Origin of the sequence: Hansschlegelia sp. (assembly GCF_035538955.1) — a bacterium.
Taxonomy (GTDB): domain Bacteria; phylum Pseudomonadota; class Alphaproteobacteria; order Rhizobiales; family Methylopilaceae; genus Methylopila.
Genome location: NZ_DATLJK010000016.1, coordinates 71,962 through 91,086, shown reverse-complemented (window position 1 = coordinate 91,086; position 19,125 = coordinate 71,962). Strand labels below are relative to the sequence as shown.

Genomic DNA, 19,125 nt, shown 5'->3' with positions numbered 1-19,125 from the left:
CGGAGGAGGCCGCGCCTGCCCGCGCGTGGTAGCCTGCGGCCGATCCCTCTGATTCCACGGAGCCGTCGACCGATGCCCGTTCGCCTGCTCGACGACACGGTCGCGAACCGGATCGCCGCCGGCGAGGTGGTGGAGCGGCCTGCCTCGGTCGTGAAGGAGCTCGCCGAGAACGCGCTCGACGCCGGCGCGCGGCGGATCGAGATCGTGCTGGAGGGAGGCGGCGCGCGGCTGATCCGGGTCGTCGACGACGGCTGCGGCATGGACGCCGACGATCTCGCGCTCGCCGTCGAGCGCTTCGCGACCTCCAAGATCTCCTCGGAGACCGACCTCGTCGGCGTCGCCACAATGGGGTTCCGGGGCGAGGCGCTGCCGTCGATCGGCGCGGTGGCCAGGCTCGCGATCGAGACCCGCGCGGCCGGCGCGCCGCATGGCTGGCGGCTCCAGGTGGAGGGCGGCCGCAAGGGCGCGCCGGAGCCGGCGGCGCTGCCGAGGGGCACGCGCATCGAGGTCCGAGACCTGTTCTTCGCGACGCCCGCGCGGGCCAAGTTCCTCAAGTCGGAGCGGGCGGAGGCGCAGGCCGCCGCTGAGGTCGTGCGGCGGCTGGCGCTCGCCACCCCGTCCATTGACTGGACGCTGGTGGTGGAGGACCGCACGCTGCGCTTCCCGGCGGTGGCGGACGAGGCCGGCCGCGCGGAGCGGCTGGCGCAGGTGCTGGGGGCGGACGTCTCCGGCGCCGTGATCGCGGTCGCGGGCGAGCGCGGCGGCGCGCGGCTCGCCGGCCATGTCGGCCTCAGCCATCTGCACCGCGCCACGGCGGGCGCGATCCACCTCTCGGTCAACGGCCGACCGGTAAAGGACCGGCTGCTGGTCGGCGCCCTGCGCGCCGCCTATCAGGACGTGATGCCGCGCGACCGCTCGCCGGTCGCCGCGCTCGACATCCGCGTCGGGCCCGGAGAGGTCGACGTCAACGTCCACCCCGCCAAGGCCGAGGTGCGGTTCCGCGATCCGGGCCTGATCCGGGCGCTGATCGTCTCAACCGTGCGCGCCGCGCTCGCCGACAGCGGGCCAAAACCCTACGCGGCCGGCGGCGCCGAGATCGCGCGCTTCGCCGCGCGCCGCGCCGCCCCGCCTCCGGCCTATGCGGCCCTAAGGCCGGCCGCGCCTGTCCGCGGCTTCGCATCCGGCGCGCAGGCGGCGTTCGCGGTCGAGGCGCTGGACCTGCCGCCCGCCGCGAACCCGGCCGCCTTCGTGGAGGAGGCGGCGGACGCCGTTCGCCGGCCGCTCGGCGCGGCCAAGGCGCATCTGCACGACACCTACATCCTCGCCGAGACCGCCGAGGGCGTCGTGCTGGTCGACGCCCATGCGGCCCATGAGCGGCTGGTCTATGAGGAGCTGAAGCGGCTGCGCGAACGCGCGGGCGTGCCGCGGCAGGAGCTGCTGGTTCCCGACGTGGTCGAGCTCGACCCGGCCGACGCCGAGCGGGTGCTCGCCGCGCGGGCGGAGCTGGAGCGGCTCGGGCTTGCGGTCGAGGCTTTCGGGCCGGGCGCGCTGCTGGTGCGCGCCACCCCGGCGCCGCTCGGCCCGTGCGACGGGATCAGGCTGGTGCGCGACGTCGCCGAGGCGCTCGCGGAGGGCGAGGCAGACGCCACCCCCATGGCGCGCCGGCTCGACCACATCCTGGCGACGGTCGCCTGCCACGGCTCTGTGCGGGCGGGCCGCCGGCTGAAGCCCGACGAGATGAACGCGCTGCTGCGCGCGATCGAGGCGGAGCCCGCCGCCTCGACCTGCAACCATGGCCGCCCGACCTTCGTGAAGCTGACGACGGCGGATCTCGAGAAGCTGTTCGGCCGGCGGTGAGCGGCTCCTTCCCCGATCCCGGGCTGCTCGATTTCGTCGAGCACGCGGTGCTGGTCGCGGTCGGCGGGCGGATGCTTCGCGTCGCGCCCAATCCGGCGGCGTGCCGGCTGTTCGGAATCGCCCACGCGCCGAACATCCGCCTCCCCCTGTCCCGGCTCGTGGGCCGGACCGCGGCGGCGGAGCTCGCGGCCTTCGCCGAGCGGCTGCCGATGAACGGCGCCGGCGCCCGGACGGCGATCTCCTGCAAGACGCCGCGCGGCGCGCTGCTGCTCGCGGCCGACGTCGCGCGCGCCCCAGGCCGGACCGACGCCTTCGTGCTGAGCCTTCGGGAGGAGACCGCGGACGCCACGGCGGTCGAGGCGCTGTCGCAGGCCAGGACGGTGCTGCAGTCGCTGCCGGTCGGCATCGAGCTCTACGACCGGCGGTTCAACGCCCTGTTCTACAACAGGAAGTCCGACGAGCTGTTCGACTATTCGGAACGCGCCGTCATCAACCACGCCGACTGGTGGGAGCTCGCCTTTCCGGACTCGGAGAAGCGCGAGGCCGCGCGGGCGGAGTGGGATGCGGTCATCGCGGCGGCCGAGGCCGATCCGACGCAGGCCCATATGGCGGAATGGGAGGTGATGTGCCGCGACGGCGTCACGCGCGACATCCAGTTCTATTATCGCCGCGCCGGAGAGGGTTTCTCGCTGGTGCTCTGGGACGTCAGCGACCGTCGCCGGCTCGAGACGGAGCTTCGCGAGCTCGCGCTGACCGACAGCCTCACCGGCCTGCCGAACCGGCGCTGCTTCTTCGAAACCGCCCAGTCGCTTCTCGAGGACGGGCCGATGAACCGCGCGCTCACGGTGCTGATGCTCGACGTCGACCACTTCAAGGCCGTCAACGACCGTTTCGGCCACCGTGTCGGCGATGAGGTGCTGAAGGCGGTCGCGGCGCGCGGCAAAGCGGCGTTGCGCAAGGAGGACCTGATCGCCCGCGTCGGCGGCGAGGAATTCGCGGCGCTCCTGCCCGGAACGGACGGCGAGCCCGCCGCGTGCATCGCGCGCCGGCTGCGCCAGGCGATCATCGCGGCGCCGGTTACTGTGGGCGCGGTCGCGATCCCGGTGACGGTCAGCATAGGGGTCGCGGGCCGACGCAAGGGCGAGGTCGCCGCCGAAGGCATCGTGGAGCGCGCCGACCGTGCGCTCTACGCGGCGAAGAGCGCGGGGCGCGACCGGGTGGTCACGGCCGGCGAAGACGGCGCGGCCGCCTAGCGGGCGCGAAGCAGCGCGACCTTGGCGTCCCCATAGGCCCGGACCTCCAGGGTCTCGAAGCCGGCCGGGGCCGCGGCTTCGGCCTCGGCGCTCTCCTCCCAGACCACCAGCGCGCCCGGCGCAAGCCAGCCGCCGTCGCGGGCTGAGGCGAGCGCGCGCTCGCCAAGTCCCTTGCCATAGGGCGGATCGGCGAAGACGATTTCGAAGGGCGCCATGCCGGCCGGGCCGAGCCTGGTCGCGTCGCGCCGGAAGATTTTTGTCGTCCCGCCGAGGCCGAGCGCCTCGACGTTCGCGCGCAGGCAGGCGCGGGCTTCCGTCCCGTCGTCCACGAACAGCGCGAAGCGCGCCCCGCGCGACATCGCCTCGAGGCCGAGCGCGCCGGTGCCGGCGAACAGGTCGAGCACCCGCGCGCCCTCGACCGGATCGTCATAGGCGTGGGCGAGCACGTTGAAGACCGCCTCGCGCAGCCGGTCGCTGGTCGGCCGGATCGCGCGCGAGTCCGCCGAGGGGCCTTTCAGCGCACGGCCCTTGAAGCTACCGCCGACGATCCGCACCGCCCGGCCGTCCCTTGCCGCCGCCGCCGGGCTTGCCGCCGCCGCCCGGGCGTCCGCCGCCCTTGCCCGGCCCGCCCGGGCCGCGCGGCTTGAACCCGCCGCCCGGCTTTCCGCCCGGCCGGCCCGCGCCCGTTGGTCTGCCGCCGGGTTTGCCCCCCGGACGGCCCGCGCCCGCGGGCCTGTCGCCCGAAGGCCTGTCGCCGCGCGGCGGACGGCCGCCGGCGGGACGCTCGCCGCCTTCCCGGCGCGGAGGACGTCCGCCCTCGGCGCGCGGCGGACGACCGCCCTCGGGACGGTCGCTGCGTTGCGGGCGATCGCCGGCCGGTCGGCGGGGCCGTTCGGCCGCGCCCGAGGACGCGTCGTCACGCCAGCGCGGCGCCGGCGCGCGCGACGCCGACGGGGCGGAATCGGTCGGGGCCCGGTCCGGACGCTCGGGGCGCGGCCCGCGCTGCGGGCGGTCGCCGAACGCGCGCTGGGGCCGCTCGCCGCGCTCCGGGCGCGGCCTGTCATTGAATGGCCGCGGGCTGCGGGCCGGACGCTCGCCGCCCTCCCCGCGCGGCGGGCGGTCGCCGAATGCGCGCTGGGGCCGCTCGCCGCGCTCGGGACGCGGCCCGTCGCCAGCGGGACGCGGACCGCGCGGCCTGTCGCCCGCGGGGGCGCGGAACGGACGGTCCTCGCGGCCGCGCGGCCTGTCGCCGGACGGCCTATCGCCAGGCGGCCCGCGGCGTTCGAAGCGCTCGCCGGCTGCGGCGGCGCCGCGCGGCGCGCGCTCGGCCCGCTCCGGACGGTCGCCGCGCGGCGCCGGCTTGGCGACGGGGCGCGCCGGACGCTCCGGCCGGCCCGCCGCGCCGAAGCGCTCGGCCGCGCCGGCGTCCTTGCGGCGCACCCGCTTCGGGGCCTCGTCGCCGGCCGCGCGCGCGACCCGCTCGACCGTGACCTTACGGCCGCGGCGGTCGGCGACCGGGGCGGCGCGCTTGACGCGCGACGGCTTGTCCTCGGCGGCAGGCGCGGCGGCCGGGGCCGCCATGTCGCGCGGGCGGGCGATCGGCGCGCGCCGTCCGACGCGCTGCGACGGATCGGCGAGCCGGGCGCGGTCGCGGCCCGGATCGGCCGCCGCCGCGCGGCCGGCGCCGCGGCCGCCCGTCACCCGCGGGGCGTCGTCGTCGCGCACCACGGCGGATTCGAAATCACAGCCGGCCTCTTCGGCAAGCCGCTTGCCGAGCTGGTCGGCGAGCGTGCGGGTGCGGACCTCCTCGGCCTGGCCCTCCGGCAGCGCGCCGAGCTGGAACGGCCCGAACGAGATCCGGATCAGCCGGTTGACCGCCAGCCCGAGATGCTCGGCGAGCCGCTTGACCTCGCGGTTCTTGCCCTCGCGCAGCCCGATGCGGAGCCAGACATTGTCGCTCTGCTGGCGCTCCACCTCGGCCTCGACCGGGCCATAGGCGAAGCCGTCGATCGTCACGCCGTCCTTGAGCGCGTCGAGCTGCTCCTGCGTCACCCGCCCGAAGGCGCGCACCCGGTAGCGGCGCAGCCAGCCGGTCTCTGGCAGCTCCAGCACGCGCGCCAGCCCGCCGTCATTGGTGAGCAGCAGCAGGCCCTCGGTGTTGATGTCGAGCCGGCCGATCGTCATCACCCGCGGCAGGCCGGCGGGCAGGATCGAGAACACCGTCTCGCGCCCTTCCGGGTCGCGGTTGGTCGTCACATAGCCGCGCGGCTTGTGGTAGAGCCACAACCGCGTCCGCTCCCGCTCGGGAAGCGGACGGCCGTCGACCTCGACTCGGTCCTCACGGGTGACGTTGAAGGCCGCGGTGGTCACGGTCTCGCCGTTGACCGTCACGCGGCCCTCGCCGATCCAGATCTCGGCGTCGCGGCGCGAGCCGAGGCCTGCGCGGGCGATCGCCTTCGCGAGGCGCTCGCCGGGGCGGCGCGTGGCGTGGTCCTCCGGCGCGTCCCCTTGGGGCTCGCCCGGCGTTTCGGTCGGTTCTGTCATGACGAGCGGGCGATAGCATGCGGACGCAGCGTTGACGAGGACGAACCGCCCCTCCCCGATGGATCGCGCGCTCGAAGAGGCCCGCGCGGCCGCCGCCCGCGGCGAGACGCCGGTCGGCGCCGTCATCACGCGCGACGGCGCGGTGATCGCCGCCGCCGGAAACCGCCCACGCGAACGCGCCGACCCGACCGCCCACGCCGAGATTCTCGCGATCCGCGAGGCCTGCGCGGCGCTGGGCTCGGAGCGGCTCGTCGGCTGCGACCTGTGGGTGACGCTCGAGCCCTGCCCGATGTGCGCCGCCGCGATCTCCTTCGCCCGCATCCGCCGGCTCTATTTCGGCGCGCAGGACCCGAAGGGCGGCGCCGTGGTCTCGGGCGTGCGGCTTTACGACCAGCCGACCTGCCACCACGCGCCGGAAGTCTATCCGGGCTTCGCCGAACAGGATTCCGCCGCCCTGCTGCGCGACTTCTTCCGCGCGAGACGCTGACGCCTCTTCCTCCCTCCTCGCCGCGAAGCGGTGGGAAGGGAGGCCCTTCGCGTGAGCGAAGGGTCGGGGGGCTCTCGGGCGTCGGGCTCAGTTCTCGTCATGCCCGCCTTCGCGGACATCCACGACTTCCTTTGCCGCCGAGCCCACAACTCAAGTCGTGGATACCCGGCTGCGCCGGGCATGACGGAGTCCCTCGGGCGGCGAACGATTTGCCCGTTGCGGCGTTGGCTCCCATTGAGGGCAAACGCGGGAAGACCATGGACGTCGTACGCATCCTGATCGCCATTCTGATCCCGCCGCTCGGCGTGTTCCTGCAGGTCGGGCTTGGCCTCCAGTTCTGGCTGAACATCCCGCTGACGATCCTCGGCTACGTGCCGGGCATCATCCACGCCATCTGGGTGATCCTGCGCAAATGACCGCCGCCCGCGCCGCGCGACCCGCGCCGGGCTTCGCCGGCCGGATGCCGCAATCTCACGAGGCCGAGACGCTCGACCATCTCGACCGGCTCGCCGACCTGCTCGACTCGCGCTGGCGCGTGCCCGGCCTCGGCTGGCGGTTCGGCATCGACGGCATCGCGAGCTTCGTGCCCGTCGCGGGCGACGTCGCGACCGGCCTGGTCTCGGCCTACATGATCAAGCGCGCCCACGAACTCGGCGCCCCGCGCCATCTGCTCGCCCGCATGGTCGGGAACGTCGTGCTCGACACCGTCGTCGGCAGCGTGCCGGTCGTCGGCACCGTGTTCGACTTCGCCTTCAAGGCAAACCGCCGCAACATGAAGCTGCTGCGCAAGCATTTTGGCGGGCGGTGAGCCGTTAGGTTTTTATTCCTTGACATGCCGCCTCCCTCATGCTCTCCTTCCACGGTCTTTCCCCGACAGGAAGGCGTGTCCGGACCGGCCGGCCATGCGGGGGAGGAGCGGCGCCTGCGCCTGCGAGCACCGGAGCTCGCGGTCCCGGGACGTCGGCTGCGGGCCTTGGCGGAGAAGCTTCGGCTGACCTTCGAGGATCATAGGCCGCCCGCCCCGCACTAGGACGGGGCCGCGCCGTCGAGCGCCTTAAGGCGCGGGATGGGTCTTGGGTCCACGGCGCTTCCTCGGAGGCGGCGAGGCCCAAGATCCGCAAAGGGACCGGCCCCCTCTGGGGCTACGGGCCGCCCGCGGCCGGAGCGCGGCTTCCGCAGTCGTCGCCAAGCCGCCGCGCGTGGAGCGCCGGGCGACCGGCCAAATTACGCGTAAAACCACGGTGGCCCGGCGCTCCGCGCCTTCCGCTGTCGCTGTTTGAACCGGATGAAGGATTTCGAGCCGTGCGACCCGGCGGATTGCGCGCGCGCGCCGTCGTGCGCCCCAACCTCCGCCGTCATGCCCGCGCCTTCGCGCGGGTATCCACGACTTGGGGCCAAGCCGGCGCAGCTGAAGGTAAGTCGTGGATGCCCGCGAAGGCGGGCATGACAGGAGAGGAGAGGCGCCGTCGGCGGCTTCTACGGCCGCTCACCCCCCGCGGAGCAGCGCTTCGACGGCCTGGCGGGCGTCCGCCCGGGTCGCGGCGCTCGCCTTCAGCGCCGTGCCGCTCTTGAGGAAGTCGAGCAGCGTGATCCCGTCAACGTCCGGCGCGATGAGCGCGTCCGGCGGGTTTTCGGCGAGGCGGGCCGCCACGATAGTCCCTTGCATGATCTGCACCGCGCCCAGCATCGCCTCGAAAACGTTGGGCGCCGCGCGGCCCCGCATCACCGGCCCGCCGGTGACGTCGCAGGCGAGCGTGGCGTCGGCTGCGCCGGCGAGGACGTCGAACGGCAGCGGATTGGTCATGGCGCCGTCGATCAGCGTGCGGCCGTCATGCGCGACCGGCCTAAAAACGCCCGGAATGGCCGCCGAGGCGGCGATCGCCGGAATGAGCGGACCGGACCTGATGACGAGCTGCCGCCGCTCGAAGAAGTCGGTCGCGACCGCCGCGAACGGGATTTTGAGATCCTCGAAGCGCTGCGGCAGCGCCTCCGGGGCGAATTGCGCGACCAGCGCCTCGGCGTCGAGCAGCATCGGGTTGCGCGAGCCGGCGCCGAACAGATCGGCGATGCGGCCGACGCGGCATTTGAGCAGCCGGTTGAGCACGTCCGCGCGTTTGGCGAGCCGCGCCACCGTGTGGGCGCGCAGCTCCGCGCCGCTCATGCCGGCGGCGTAGCAGGCGCCGTAGAGCGCGCCGATCGAGGTCCCGGCGATCGCCGCCGGGCGGACGCCGAGATCGTCGAAGGCTTCGAGCACGTGGAGATGGGCGAGCCCACGCGCTCCGCCGCCGCCGAGCGCGAGCCCGATGCGGACCTCGCTCAATCGCGGTCCGCCGCAAAGAAGGCGAGCAGCGCCCGGAGCGTCTCCTCAGGCGCTTCCTCGGGCAGAAAGTGGCCGCAGGCGAGCGCCCTGCCCTCGACATGCGCGCCCCAGCGCCGCCAGGTCTCGAGCGGGTTTTCGGTCTCGCCCGGAAAGCCGCTCTCGCCCCAGAGCGCGAGCAGCGGCGCCTCGACGCGGCGGCCGGCGGCGTGGTCGACCGCGTCATGGGTGACGTCGACATGCGCGCCGGCGCGGTAGTCGCCGCAGGCGGCGGCGATGCGGGCGGGGTCGCGGAAGGCGGCGCGGTAGTGGTCGAGCGCGCCCTCGAACGGCGCGAGGCTGCGGGCGGACGTCCAGCTCGCCAGCGTGGCGTCGAGGAAGAAGTCCGGATCGGCCCCGATCAGCTTTTCGGGCAGCGGCGCGGGCTGCGCCAGAAAACTCCAGTGATAGGCCTTGAGCGCCATCCGGGCGTCCATCGCGGCCCACATCCGGTGCGTCGGCACGATGTCCAGCACCGCAAGCCGGGTGAGCTTACCCGGATGGTCGAGCGCGAGCCGGTAGCCGACGCGGCCGCCGCGGTCGTGGCCCGCCAGCGCGAAGCGCTCATGGCCGAGCGCCGCCATCAGGGCGACCATGTCCTCGGCCATCTCGCGCTTGGCGTAATTGGCGCCGAACGGCAAAGGCGCTGGGGCGGAGGAGGCGCCGTAGCCGCGCAAGTCCGCGAGCACCACGGTGAAGCGCTCGCTGAGCGCCGGCGCCAGATGGCGCCAGCAGACATGGGTCTGCGGAAAACCGTGCAGCAGCAGGAGCGGCGGCCCCTCGCCGCCGATCCGGGCGAAGATCTCGACGTCGCCGACCGACACCCGCCGTGTCGCGAAGCCGGGGAAGAGATCGGGGAGAGGCTCAGACGCCATGGCGGGTCACCCGAACAGGTCCGGCTGCGGGGCGCCGGGCGGGCGCGGCTTGGCGGCCGGTCTTCGCGCCGCGCGCTCAAAACCGGCGCCCTCGGCGGTCGCGGCGACCTCGCCGTCGAAGAATCGGAGCGTCAGCGCCTGGCCGGGGGCGACCGAGGCGGCGCGCGGCAGCAGATGACCGTCGGGGCCGAGCGCGAGCGCGTAGCCGCGCTCCAGCACGCCCTCATGGCTCAGGCTGCGGGCGAGCTTCCAGACCGCCTCGAGCCGGTCGCGGCGGCGCTCGGTGAGCGCCCGCTCGGCGCGGAGCAGGCGGGCGTGCAGCGCCGCGACCCGTTCGCCGCAGAGCGACACCCGGCCGGTCAGCGCGGCCGGCGACAGCCGCGCGGCGGCGGCGGCGAGCCGGGCCCGATGGCGGCCGGCATTGGCGGCAAGCGCCGGCCCGAGCCGTGCGGCCGCATGGTCGAGCCGCTGGCGCGGCACCTGGGTCAACGTCTCGAGGCTCGGCAGCGCCCGGCCCGCGGCGCGCAACTCGCGACGGCGCAGGTCGAGCCCGCGGGCGAGCGCCGCCCGCAGCCTTGCGCCGCGCTCCTCGGTCCCGGCGATGAGCTCGGCGCGCACCGGAACCGCGATCTCGGCCGCAGCCGTCGGGGTCGGGGCGCGGCGGTCGGAGGCGAAGTCGATCAGGGTGGTGTCGGTCTCGTGGCCGACCGCCGAGATCAGCGGGATCGCGCTCTCGGCCGCCGCGCGGACCACGATCTCTTCGTTGAAGCCCCAGAGATCCTCGAGGCTGCCGCCGCCGCGCGCCACGATCAGCACGTCCGGCCGCGGGATCTTTCCGCCGGCGGGCAGCGCGTTGAAGCCGCGGATCGCCGCCGCGACCTCGGCCGCCGCCGTTTCGCCCTGCACCCGCACCGGCCAGACCAGCACCCGGCGGGGGAACCGGTCGGCAAGACGATGCAGGATGTCGCGGATGACCGCGCCGGTCGGCGAGGTGACGACCCCGACGACCTCCGGCAGATAGGGCAACGGCCGCTTGCGCGCCTCGTCGAACAGGCCTTCGGCGGCGAGCCGCTTGCGGCGCTCCTCGAGCTGGGCGAGCAGCGCGCCGACGCCGGCCGGCTCCAGCACGTCGATGACGATCTGGTAGGTCGACTTGCCCGGATAGGTGGTGAGCCGCCCGGTGGCGATCACCTCCATGCCCTCTTCGGGCTTGAACTTGAGCTTGGCGAAGCTCGTCCGCCACACCACCGCGTCTATGCGGGCGCCCTCGTCCTTCAGGCAAAAATAGGCGTGGCCCGAGGAATGCGGCCCCCGATAGCCAGACACCTCGCCGCGCACCCGGACATAGCCGAAGGTGTCCTCGACGGTCCTGCGCAGCGCCTGGCTGAGCTCGGTGACGGAGATCTCGGGGGCGTTCGACAGCGCGGGTTCGGGCATGCGGGTCCTGCGGCGGCTCGGCCGGAACTTAGCCGCTTCGCGTCCGCGAGGCGACAGCCATCGCCGGGTCCTGCCGGCGGCTGTCGCGTAGCGCGGCTCTGGAACTGTTATTGGAAGAACATGATCATTCTGTTCTTACCAATCTGGAACTGTTCTTTGATTGCTGCCCGAAGGACTGAACTCTAATGCTCCTCGCCGCAACAGAGGCCGCATGGGCCGGCGCTGGGGAGCGACTGATGATCGACAGCGACCTGCTCTTCGCCATCCCGGCCGCGCCGCTGGCGCTGTTCGCCGCCTGGCGGCTGGGACGACGCGGGCTCGCCTCGCTCGTCGGCTTTCCGGCCCTTCCGAAACGCGCCTGATCCGCTGCGGCCGCCGCTCGGTCCGGGACGGCGGCGCGCCTCCACGCCCTCCGGACCTCCGAGGACATCTCATGCGTTCCATGCTGCTCGCGGCGCTCTGCGTCGCGCTCCCGCTCGGCGCGGCCCAGGCCGCCGACCCGATCGAGATCCTGCCCGACGCCAAGGCCGCGACCGGCGAGATCGCCGACGTCGAGATCAACTCGATGTCGTTTCTGACCCCGGAGGTGACGATCAAGTCCGGCCAGACCGTCCGCTGGACGAACAGGGAAGAAGGCATGGCGCACAACGTTCATTTCCGGCAGGGGCCGGCCAAGACCGTAAAGGGCGCCATGGGGCCGATGCTGAACGCCGGCGACGCCTACGCGGTCAAGTTCATGGAGCCCGGGACCTACAATTACATCTGCACGCCGCATTCGGCGGTGATGAAGGGTAAGGTGATCGTCGAGTAGCCCGACGAGGACCGCGCTTTCACGTCAGGCTCAGGGCCGATAGAACGTCGCCGGGTCCCATCAGAGCTGGCGACGTTTTTCATCATGATCGTACTTCTCCTCGGCTCCGGCGGACGCGAGCACGCGATCGCGGCGTCCCTCGCCAAGAGCCCCCTCCTGACCAGGTTGATCGCCGCTCCCGGAAATCCCGGAATCGCGCAGCACGCCGAGCTGAGGCCGGTCGCGGCCGAGGACGTCGCGGGCGTGGTGGCGCTCGCGAAGGCCGAGAAGGTCGATCTCGTGGTCGTCGGCCCGGAGGCGCCGCTTGTGGCCGGCGTGGTCGACGCGCTCGCGGAGGTCGGCATCAGGGCGTTCGGCCCGACCGCCGCCGCCGCCAGGCTCGAAGGCTCCAAGGCCTTCACCAAGGAGCTTTGCGAAAAGCACGGCATTCCGACCGCAGCGTTCCGCCGCTGCCGGTCCGCGGAGGAAGGCCACGCGGCGGTCGAAGCCTTCGGCGCGCCGGTGGTGGTCAAGGCCGACGGGCTCGCCGCCGGCAAGGGCGTCGTGGTCGCGACCACGCTGGACGAAGCCCATTCGGCCGTCGACCATGTGTTCACCGGCGGCGCCGGGGCCGAGGCCGTCGTCGAAGAGTTCATGGATGGCGAGGAAGCGAGCCTGTTCGCGCTCTGCGACGGGACGACTGCTTTGCTGTTCGGCGACGCGCAGGACCACAAGCGGGCGTTCGACGGCGACGAGGGTCCGAACACGGGCGGCATGGGCGCCTATTCGCCGGCGCCGGTGCTGAGCCATGCGCTGATCGAGCGGGCGATGGCGGAGATCGTGCGGCCCACGGTCGCCGCCATGAAGGCCGACGGCGCGCCGTTCGTCGGCTTCCTCTACGCCGGCCTGATGGTAGGCCCCGACGGTCCGCGGCTCGTCGAATACAATGTCCGCTTCGGCGACCCGGAGGCGCAGGTCGTGCTGCCCCGGCTGAAGGACGACCTGCTGGAGCTGATGGTCGCGGCGGTCGAGGGAAGGCTCGCGGGGCGAAAAGCCACATTCCGGCCGGAGACGGCCCTCGCGGTGGTGCTCGCCGCCAAGGGCTATCCGGGCGCCTACCAGAAAGGTTCGGAGATCCGCGGGATCGAGGCGGCGGAGAAACGGCCGCACGTCACTGTATTCCACGCCGGCACCGCGCTCGAGAACGGCAGGCTGGTCGCGAACGGCGGACGCGTGCTGTCGGTGACGGCGATCGGAGCCGACGCCTCCGAGGCGCAGATGAACGCCTATTCGGCGGTCGACCTGATCGGCTGGCCCGAAGGCTTCTGCCGCCGCGACATCGGCTGGCGCGCGGCGGCGGCCTCGGAGGAAGGCTGAGCGGCGCTCAGACTTCCTCTCGGCGCGAGGTTGGCCTCAGACCTTACCGTCGAGGCCCATCTGGTAGTATTTGTGGGTGATCTTCTCCTGGTTCTCCAGGAGCCAGTCGATCGAGGGCTCGGACGCCATCGCCTTGCGAATGGCCTCCAGCATGCCCTTGCGGTGGATGTCGAAGAGCACCTTGTGGTCGAGGTTCTCGATGTCGACGATCGTCGGCGCGAGCCAGACCGAGCAGATGATGCCGAGGTCGTTCGCCTTCTCCTTCGGGATGTACCCGGCGCGCACCGCGTCCAGCACGCCGTTGGCGATCGCGAACTGCACGGTGCCCATCAGGATGTTGGTGTAGCGCGGGTTGTCGACGGTCACCTTGGAGACGCAGAGCGTCACCGGGCGCACCATGACGTCGGTGTTGAGCAGCGCGAAGACGCGGGTATGGCCCTTCACCTGGTCGCCCGTGAGGGTGGCGAGCGCCGTGCCGACCGGCCCGTCCAGTTCCCCGATCACGACTTCCGGCTCGGCCGCGGTGCCGGGAGGGCCGCCAGCGACGAGCGCCTCGCCAGTCCTGAGGACGATTCGGTTGCTCATTCGTGGTCTCCTCGATGTCAGTCTTCGACGCGCCGGCCGCAGCCGGGCGTCCGTTATTCGGGACGCCTCGGGAGGCGTCCACATAAGAAAAACTTTGAGCGGCCTACCAGACGAGCCGCGGCATCACCGCGACGGGGCTGTAGCCGTGCTCGGCGAACAGCGCGGCGAGCTTCTCCGGATCGGGCGAGCCGCGGCCGAGTTCGTCGCCATGGATGCCGTCGGCGATGAACACGCAATCGAGGCCGGCGGCGGTCGCGCCTGCGAGATCGGTCCGCACCGCGTCGCCGATCGCGATGACCCGCGCGCGGTCGACGCTGCGGTTCAGTATCTCCTCGGCGAGGCCGAGCGCCGCGTCATAGACCGGCGCATAGGGCTTGCCCGCGTAGAGGGTCTCACCGCCGATCTTCTCGTAGAGATCGGCGATCGCGCCGGCGCACCAGAGCTGCTGGTCGCCGACCTGGACGACGAGGTCGGGGTTGGCGCAGATCATCGGCAGGCCGCGCTCCTTCAACTCGGCGAGCCGCTCGGCGTAGTCCTCCGGAACCTCGGTCTGGTCGTCGAACAGGCCTGTGACCACCGCCATCGCGGCGTCCTCGGGAGCGACGCGCTCGATGCGCTCATCGCCGAGCAGCGGCAGGTCGCGCGGCGGGCCGATGTGATGCACGCGCCAGACGTCGCGCTCGGCCAGCATGCGGCGGGCGACGTCGCCGGAGGTCACGACCGCGTCCCAGGCGTCGCGCGGCACGCCCTTCTGGTCGAGGTTCTGCACCACCCACTGCGACGGCTTGGGGGCGTTCGACACCAGCACCACCGCGCCGCCGGCGGCCCGGAACCGGGCGAGCGCGTCGGCGGCGGCCTCGTGGGCGTGGATGCCGTCATGCAGCACGCCCCAGACGTCGCAGAGCACGACGTCGTAAGCGGTGGCGAACGGCGCAAAACGGCCGAAGACCGGCGAGGATTCAGGATCTGACATCGGCCTGCGCTAAGCGGCGGGCGCCCCGCCGTCAAGCTCCGCCTCGGATTGCCGCGCGACGGGCGGCCCGCTCAGCTGGCCGCCGCGTTGCGCGGCACGAGGCGGAGCGCCGCGGCGCCGGAGGCCGCCGCGCCTTCCTTCTCGGCCGGCGGCCGCACCGGACGAGCCGCGCCGAACAGCAGCCCCTGCGCCGCCTTCACGTCCATGTCGAGCAGCTCCGGAACGGTGCGCTCCTCCTCGACATGGGTGGCCACCAGATCGATGCCGTGGCGGGCGAGCAGGCCCGCCAAATCGGCGGGATGGATGGACGCGCCGCGGACGGCGTCCGGGTCGAGCAGCCGGTCAGCCGCGACCTTGACGAAGCGGACGCCCGCCTGGGCGAGCTCGCGCGGCTCGAGCCGCAGATCGGCGGCGCGATCCATCGAAAGCCGGACGCCGCGTTCGCGAAACGCCTCGAGGGCGGCCCGCTCGACCGGATCGAGCTGCGCGAACTCCGTCTGCCGCAGTTCGAGCACGATCAGCCGCGCGCACTCCGACTGCCGCTCGAGCGTCGCCCTGATGGCGGCCACCGCGGCCTCATCGGCGAGCGTTCCCGGCGCGATGTTGACGAAGACCGACCCGCTGCGCCCGCTTGCGGCGAGCCGCAGAGCGACGCCTGCCGCGCGCTCCACCGCGCGGCGGTCGATCTCCGCCGTTCTGCCGGCGGCGGCGGCGACGTCCATGAACCCCGCCGCTTCGGTGACGGCCTCGTTCTCGATCAGCCGGGAGAGCGCCTCGTAATGCAGGATGCGCCGGCTCGGGAGCGACACGATCGGCTGGAGATGGACGTCGACGCGGTCGTCGCGCAGCGCAAGTTCGAGGCGCGCCAGAAGGCCGAGGTCCGGCGCGGCCGGGCGGGGCGCCGGGGGGCGCAGGACCTCCGGCTCGTCCGGATCGAATGGCTCGAGGTCGGGCGCCCGCGTCTGCCGCGGCTCCAGCGGGATCACGGGCGGCGTAAAGGGCTGCGGGCGCGGGGCGTGCGGAGCATGGATCGGCGCCGCCGGCGCGGGGCTCGGCGGCGCGGAGGCTGGCGGCGCGGACGGCAGCGACGCGCTCGCCTGCTCAAGCGAGCGCGTCGCTGCGAGATGCGCGATCTTGGCGTCCTGGGCCGCGACCTCCTTGGCCACCGAGGTGACCAGCGCGCCGAGCGCCGCAAGCTCCTCGACGACCGGCTTGACCACGGCGCGAGCGCGCTCGCCGGCCGCGCCGTCGAGCGTCGCCAGGCGAAGCTCGACCGTCTCCAGCCTGCTCTGCAGCTCGGTCGCGACCCGGTCGAGGTCGTCGAGCCGCCCGTCCGGCGGCGCAGGGGTCCGGATGAACGCCAGATGGACGACGGCCATCGCGCCGAGCGCGGCCAGCGCCGCGAGCGCCGCGGACCCGATTCCGAGCCCGAGCCCGTAGGCGGCGATGACGCCGACGCACGCCGCCGTCACCGCCATTGCGGCGGCGACGAAGAACGCGGCGGGTTTCGTCATGTCACTCAGGTCCCGGACGGAGCGCAGCATCATCGCAGATTCGCGATTCGGCGGCCAAGCCCTCGAATGCCGGGCGCACGGGCGCCACATGAGCTGAACCAGAGAGGAGGCGACATGGTTACGCTCGAAGTGTCCGGAATGGTCTGCGAGGGCTGCGCGAAATCGGTCCGACAGGCGATCGCGGCCAAGGATCCCGCGGCGGTCGTCAGGGTTTCGCGAGAGTCCGGCCGGGTCGAGGCCGAGACCAGCCTCAGCCCCGAGGAAGCAGCCGCCGCCGTCGCCGCGGCCGGTTACGAGGCGCGCCCAGCGGCGTCCTGAGCCGCCGATCACCATTCGTTTACCCTGTTCGGACACCTTGGACGCCCGGCGGCCGCCTGACCTGCGCGGCCTGGGTCATCCGAGGACCGACGCTTGATGCCGCATCCGCTGACCTCGGACTTCACGCGGCGCGCCGATGCGCGCCGGCCGGTCGTCCTGCTGGTCGACGCCGACGCGGCCGCGCTGCGGGTCGCGACCGCCGCCGTGGCGAATGCAGGCGGCGAAATCCTGGCGGCCCTCGCGCCGGATGAGGCGGCGGACTTCGCCCGCTCGCGCCAGGCCGACATCGCCATCGTGGACGTGCCGGACCGCGCGGCGCTGACGATCGTGGAGGCGCTCGGCGCCTGCGGCCTGACCGTGGTGGCGACGAGCGGCGCCGGTTCGGTGGCGCTCGCCGTGGAGGCGATGCGGCGGGGCGCGGTGGACTTCGTGCTGAAGCCCTATTCGCCGGAGACGCTGGCGCGCCGGCTCGCGCCGCGCTTCGAGGAGCGCCGGCTGCACGCGGCCGAACCTGTCGAGGCGGAATCCGCCTCCGCTGAATCGCAGGACTTCGCGAACTTTGTGGGCCGCTCCGCGCCGATGCAGGCGCTCTACGGCGAAATCGCCCGGATCGCGCCGTCCCGCGCGCCGGTGTTCATCACCGGCGAAAGCGGCTCCGGCAAGGAGCTCTGCGCAGAGGCGATCCACGCCCGCTCAGGGCGCGCTCAAAAGCCTCTGGTCGCTCTGAACTGCGGCGCCATTCCGCGCGAACTGATGGAAAGCGAGATCTTCGGCCATGTGCGCGGCGCCTTCACGGGCGCGACCGACGACCGCGTCGGCGCGGTCGAGGCGGCGGCCGGCGGCACGCTGTTCCTAGACGAGATCGGCGAGATGGAGCTTTCGCTGCAGTCAAAGCTGCTGCGCGTGCTGCAGACCGGCGAGTTCCGGCGGGTCGGCGACCCGCGCCCGCGGCGGGCGGACGTCCGGATCGTCTGCGCGACCCATCGGGACCCCTTCGCCGAGGTCGCCGCCGGACGGTTCCGGCAGGATCTGTTCTACCGGCTGCACGTGCTGCCGATCCGGCTGCCGGCGCTGCGCGAGCGCGGCGACGACGTGATCGCGCTCGCCAACGCGTTCCTCGACGGCTTCGCCCGCGAGGAAGGACGCTCGACGCTGCGTCTTTCGCCAGCGGTGGCCGACCTCTTCCGCCGCTACGAATGGCCGGGCAATGTGCGCGAATTGCAGAACGTCATCCGGCGCGCCGTCGTGCTCGGCGAGGGCGACGAAATCACGCCCGAGATGCTTCCGCCGGAGCTCCGGCTGACGCGGGCGGCTGTTCCGGAAAGCTCCGGGTCCGAGATCATCGAACCGTTCTGGCTGCAGGAACGGCGCATCATCGAACGCGCGGTCGCGGCGTTCGACGGCAACACGGCGCGCGCCGCCGCGGCCCTCGAGATCAGCCCCTCGACGATCTACCGGAAACGGGAGCGCTGGGCCGAACTCGCGGGCTGACGGTCGGAGCGCGGCGTCGGCCGATGTTGACGCGGAGCTGATCTTCAGGCCAGCGTCCGCCGCCTGACGATCGAGGCGGATATTTTGACTGAAGACTTCGACCTGGCGGTGATCGGCGGCGGGATTCTGGGCCTGGCCCACGCGCTGGCCGCCGCGCGCAGCGGACGACGCGTGGTGGTGCTTGACCGCGACGCGCGCGCAAACGGCGCCTCGGCGCGCATGTCGGGCCTTGTGAGCGTGGCGGGCCATGCGCCCGGCGCCGCTGCCCGCCGCGCCAAGCGTTCGCGCGACGTCTGGGGCGAGGTCTGCGCCCAGGCCGGGGTGCGCATCGACCATGAGGGCCTCGCGATCGTCGCGAGGCGACCGGAGGCCGGCGGCATGCTGGCCGCCTATGCGGCGACCGAGCCGGCGCCGGGCTGCGTGTTCTACGAGCCCGAGGACGCCCACGCGCTGTTCCCGCAGTTCCGCGGCGAAATCGCCGGCGTGTTCTGGAGCCCCGACGAGATCAGGATCGAGGCGAAATCCGCCTTGCCGAAGATCGCAGCCTGGCTCGAAGACGCGCATGGCGTGGCCTTCCGCTGGGAGACTGCGGTGACCGCGGTCGAGGATGGCGGGCTGGCGACGTCGCGTGGGCGGATCCGGGCGAAATGCATTGTGGTCTGCCCCGGCGACGACCTGCGCTCGCTCTACGGGGAAAGGCTGTCGGGCCTGGGCCTGACCCGCGCCAAGTCGCAGATGATGCGGGTTCGTTACGAGGAGAGCTTCGAACTCCCGGGCGCCGTCTCCACGGATCTGTCGGCGGCCCGGATGCAGGCGCTCCAGGACGTCCCAGGCGCCGACGCGCTGCGGGCCCGGCTCGAGGCCGAGCAGCCGGAGCACCTGCAGCATGGCGTCGTCATGCTGGCCGCGCAGTCGGCTGACGGTTCGCTTGTGGTCGGCGCCAGCCGGACCCTGGACGCGACCCCCGACCCGTTCCTGCTCCAGACGGTCGACGACCTGATCCTGGACGAACTCGCGGCCGTGTTCGGCAAGCGCCCGAAGCAGATCATCTCCCGCTGGGCCGGCACCTACGCCTATTCGGCCGACCGTCCCGTGGTCGTCGAAGCGCCGGAGGCGCATGTCCGGGTGGTGATCGCCGCCTCAGGCTTCGGCGCCAGCGCGGCCTTCGCGATCGGCGAGGAGACGGTGGCGGATCTGTTCGGCCAGGCCTGAGCGTAGCCAAGCCCCGGGGTTTCGCGGCGGGGCGAAAAGCTCTAGGAGCAGGCCGC

General features: G+C 73.0%; 19 protein-coding genes. 11 read left to right on the top strand and 8 right to left on the bottom strand.

Annotated features, from left to right (window positions below; genetic code table 11):
* The first annotated feature begins 72 nt into the window (after window positions 1-72).
* A complete protein-coding gene (gene mutL, locus VM780_RS15605; RefSeq protein ID WP_325448981.1) occupies window positions 73-1,857 on the top strand; it encodes a DNA mismatch repair endonuclease MutL in 1,785 nt (594 codons plus the stop codon).
* On the top strand, window positions 1,854-3,110 hold the full coding sequence (locus VM780_RS15600) for a sensor domain-containing diguanylate cyclase (RefSeq protein WP_325448979.1): 1,257 nt from the start codon (window positions 1,854-1,856) through the stop codon (window positions 3,108-3,110). Before mutL ends, VM780_RS15600 begins: the two co-directional genes overlap by 4 nt.
* On the opposite strand, the gene rsmD is transcribed toward VM780_RS15600, so the two are convergent.
* Window positions 3,107-3,664 carry a 16S rRNA (guanine(966)-N(2))-methyltransferase RsmD gene (rsmD, locus tag VM780_RS15595; RefSeq protein ID WP_325448977.1) on the bottom strand — a complete coding sequence of 186 codons (558 nt, stop codon included), beginning with the start codon at window positions 3,662-3,664 and terminating at the stop codon, window positions 3,107-3,109. The two genes, VM780_RS15600 and rsmD, sit on opposite strands and share 4 nt — an antisense overlap.
* On the bottom strand, window positions 3,645-5,654 hold the full coding sequence (locus VM780_RS15590) for a pseudouridine synthase (protein WP_325448975.1): 2,010 nt from the start codon (window positions 5,652-5,654) through the stop codon (window positions 3,645-3,647). The genes rsmD and VM780_RS15590 overlap by 20 nt, the downstream gene beginning before the upstream one ends.
* 58 nt (window positions 5,655-5,712) lie before the next feature.
* On the opposite strand from VM780_RS15590, the gene VM780_RS15585 reads away from it, so the two are divergent.
* The 3 genes from VM780_RS15585 (at window position 5,713) to VM780_RS15575 (ending at window position 6,949) form a co-directional block, all read left to right on the top strand.
* The gene (locus VM780_RS15585) at window positions 5,713-6,141 is read left to right on the top strand and encodes a nucleoside deaminase (protein ID WP_325449148.1); all 429 of its coding nucleotides are present in this window, start codon (window positions 5,713-5,715) and stop codon (window positions 6,139-6,141) included.
* Between the two features lie 257 nt (window positions 6,142-6,398).
* Complete coding sequence (locus VM780_RS15580; protein ID WP_325448973.1) at window positions 6,399-6,557, top strand: YqaE/Pmp3 family membrane protein; 159 nt, start codon at window positions 6,399-6,401, stop codon at window positions 6,555-6,557.
* The gene (locus VM780_RS15575) at window positions 6,554-6,949 is read left to right on the top strand and encodes a DUF4112 domain-containing protein (protein WP_325448971.1); all 396 of its coding nucleotides are present in this window, start codon (window positions 6,554-6,556) and stop codon (window positions 6,947-6,949) included. Before VM780_RS15580 ends, VM780_RS15575 begins: the two co-directional genes overlap by 4 nt.
* Before the next feature lie 678 nt (window positions 6,950-7,627).
* On the opposite strand, the gene VM780_RS15570 is transcribed toward VM780_RS15575, so the two are convergent.
* From VM780_RS15570 to xseA, 3 genes are read right to left on the bottom strand one after another with little or no spacing between them, the layout of a single operon-like run.
* A complete protein-coding gene (locus VM780_RS15570) occupies window positions 7,628-8,461 on the bottom strand; it encodes a patatin-like phospholipase family protein (RefSeq protein ID WP_325448969.1) in 834 nt (277 codons plus the stop codon).
* Entirely contained in the window at window positions 8,458-9,372 is a 915-nt protein-coding gene (locus tag VM780_RS15565; RefSeq protein ID WP_325448968.1) for an alpha/beta hydrolase, read from the bottom strand. Before VM780_RS15565 ends, VM780_RS15570 begins: the two co-directional genes overlap by 4 nt.
* 6 nt (window positions 9,373-9,378) lie before the next feature.
* Complete coding sequence (gene xseA / locus VM780_RS15560; protein WP_325448966.1) at window positions 9,379-10,809, bottom strand: exodeoxyribonuclease VII large subunit; 1,431 nt, start codon at window positions 10,807-10,809, stop codon at window positions 9,379-9,381.
* Window positions 10,810-11,045: 236 nt separating this feature from the next.
* Here xseA and VM780_RS15555 point away from each other — a divergent pair, with 236 nt between their 5' ends.
* The 3 genes from VM780_RS15555 (at window position 11,046) to purD (ending at window position 12,976) form a co-directional block, all read left to right on the top strand.
* Window positions 11,046-11,171: a hypothetical protein gene (locus VM780_RS15555; protein ID WP_325448964.1), complete on the top strand. Its 126-nt coding sequence runs from the start codon at window positions 11,046-11,048 to the stop codon at window positions 11,169-11,171.
* 71 nt (window positions 11,172-11,242) lie between these two features.
* Complete coding sequence (locus tag VM780_RS15550) at window positions 11,243-11,620, top strand: cupredoxin family copper-binding protein (protein ID WP_325448963.1); 378 nt, start codon at window positions 11,243-11,245, stop codon at window positions 11,618-11,620.
* 84 nt (window positions 11,621-11,704) lie between these two features.
* On the top strand, window positions 11,705-12,976 hold the full coding sequence (gene purD, locus VM780_RS15545; protein ID WP_325448961.1) for a phosphoribosylamine--glycine ligase: 1,272 nt from the start codon (window positions 11,705-11,707) through the stop codon (window positions 12,974-12,976).
* 36 nt (window positions 12,977-13,012) lie between these two features.
* Here the strand turns inward: purD and VM780_RS15540 are convergent, their stop codons facing one another.
* The 3 genes from VM780_RS15540 to VM780_RS15530 all read right to left on the bottom strand — a co-directional run bounded on the left by VM780_RS15540 (window position 13,013) and on the right by VM780_RS15530 (window position 16,048).
* Window positions 13,013-13,561 (bottom strand): formaldehyde-activating enzyme, encoded by a 549-nt coding sequence (locus VM780_RS15540; protein ID WP_325448959.1) that lies wholly within the window; start codon window positions 13,559-13,561, stop codon window positions 13,013-13,015.
* A 103-nt stretch (window positions 13,562-13,664) separates the two neighbouring features.
* On the bottom strand, window positions 13,665-14,534 hold the full coding sequence (locus VM780_RS15535) for a TIGR01459 family HAD-type hydrolase (RefSeq protein WP_325448957.1): 870 nt from the start codon (window positions 14,532-14,534) through the stop codon (window positions 13,665-13,667).
* A gap of 71 nt (window positions 14,535-14,605) precedes the next feature.
* Window positions 14,606-16,048 (bottom strand): EAL domain-containing protein, encoded by a 1,443-nt coding sequence (locus tag VM780_RS15530; RefSeq protein WP_325448955.1) that lies wholly within the window; start codon window positions 16,046-16,048, stop codon window positions 14,606-14,608.
* 114 nt (window positions 16,049-16,162) lie between these two features.
* Here VM780_RS15530 and VM780_RS15525 point away from each other — a divergent pair, with 114 nt between their 5' ends.
* The 3 genes from VM780_RS15525 to VM780_RS15515 all read left to right on the top strand — a co-directional run bounded on the left by VM780_RS15525 (window position 16,163) and on the right by VM780_RS15515 (window position 19,069).
* Entirely contained in the window at window positions 16,163-16,366 is a 204-nt protein-coding gene (locus tag VM780_RS15525) for a heavy-metal-associated domain-containing protein (RefSeq protein WP_325448953.1), read from the top strand.
* A 96-nt stretch (window positions 16,367-16,462) separates the two neighbouring features.
* A complete protein-coding gene (locus tag VM780_RS15520; RefSeq protein WP_325448952.1) occupies window positions 16,463-17,857 on the top strand; it encodes a sigma-54 dependent transcriptional regulator in 1,395 nt (464 codons plus the stop codon).
* A gap of 84 nt (window positions 17,858-17,941) precedes the next feature.
* Entirely contained in the window at window positions 17,942-19,069 is a 1,128-nt protein-coding gene (locus tag VM780_RS15515; RefSeq protein ID WP_325448950.1) for a TIGR03364 family FAD-dependent oxidoreductase, read from the top strand.
* Window positions 19,070-19,125 lie beyond the last annotated feature (56 nt).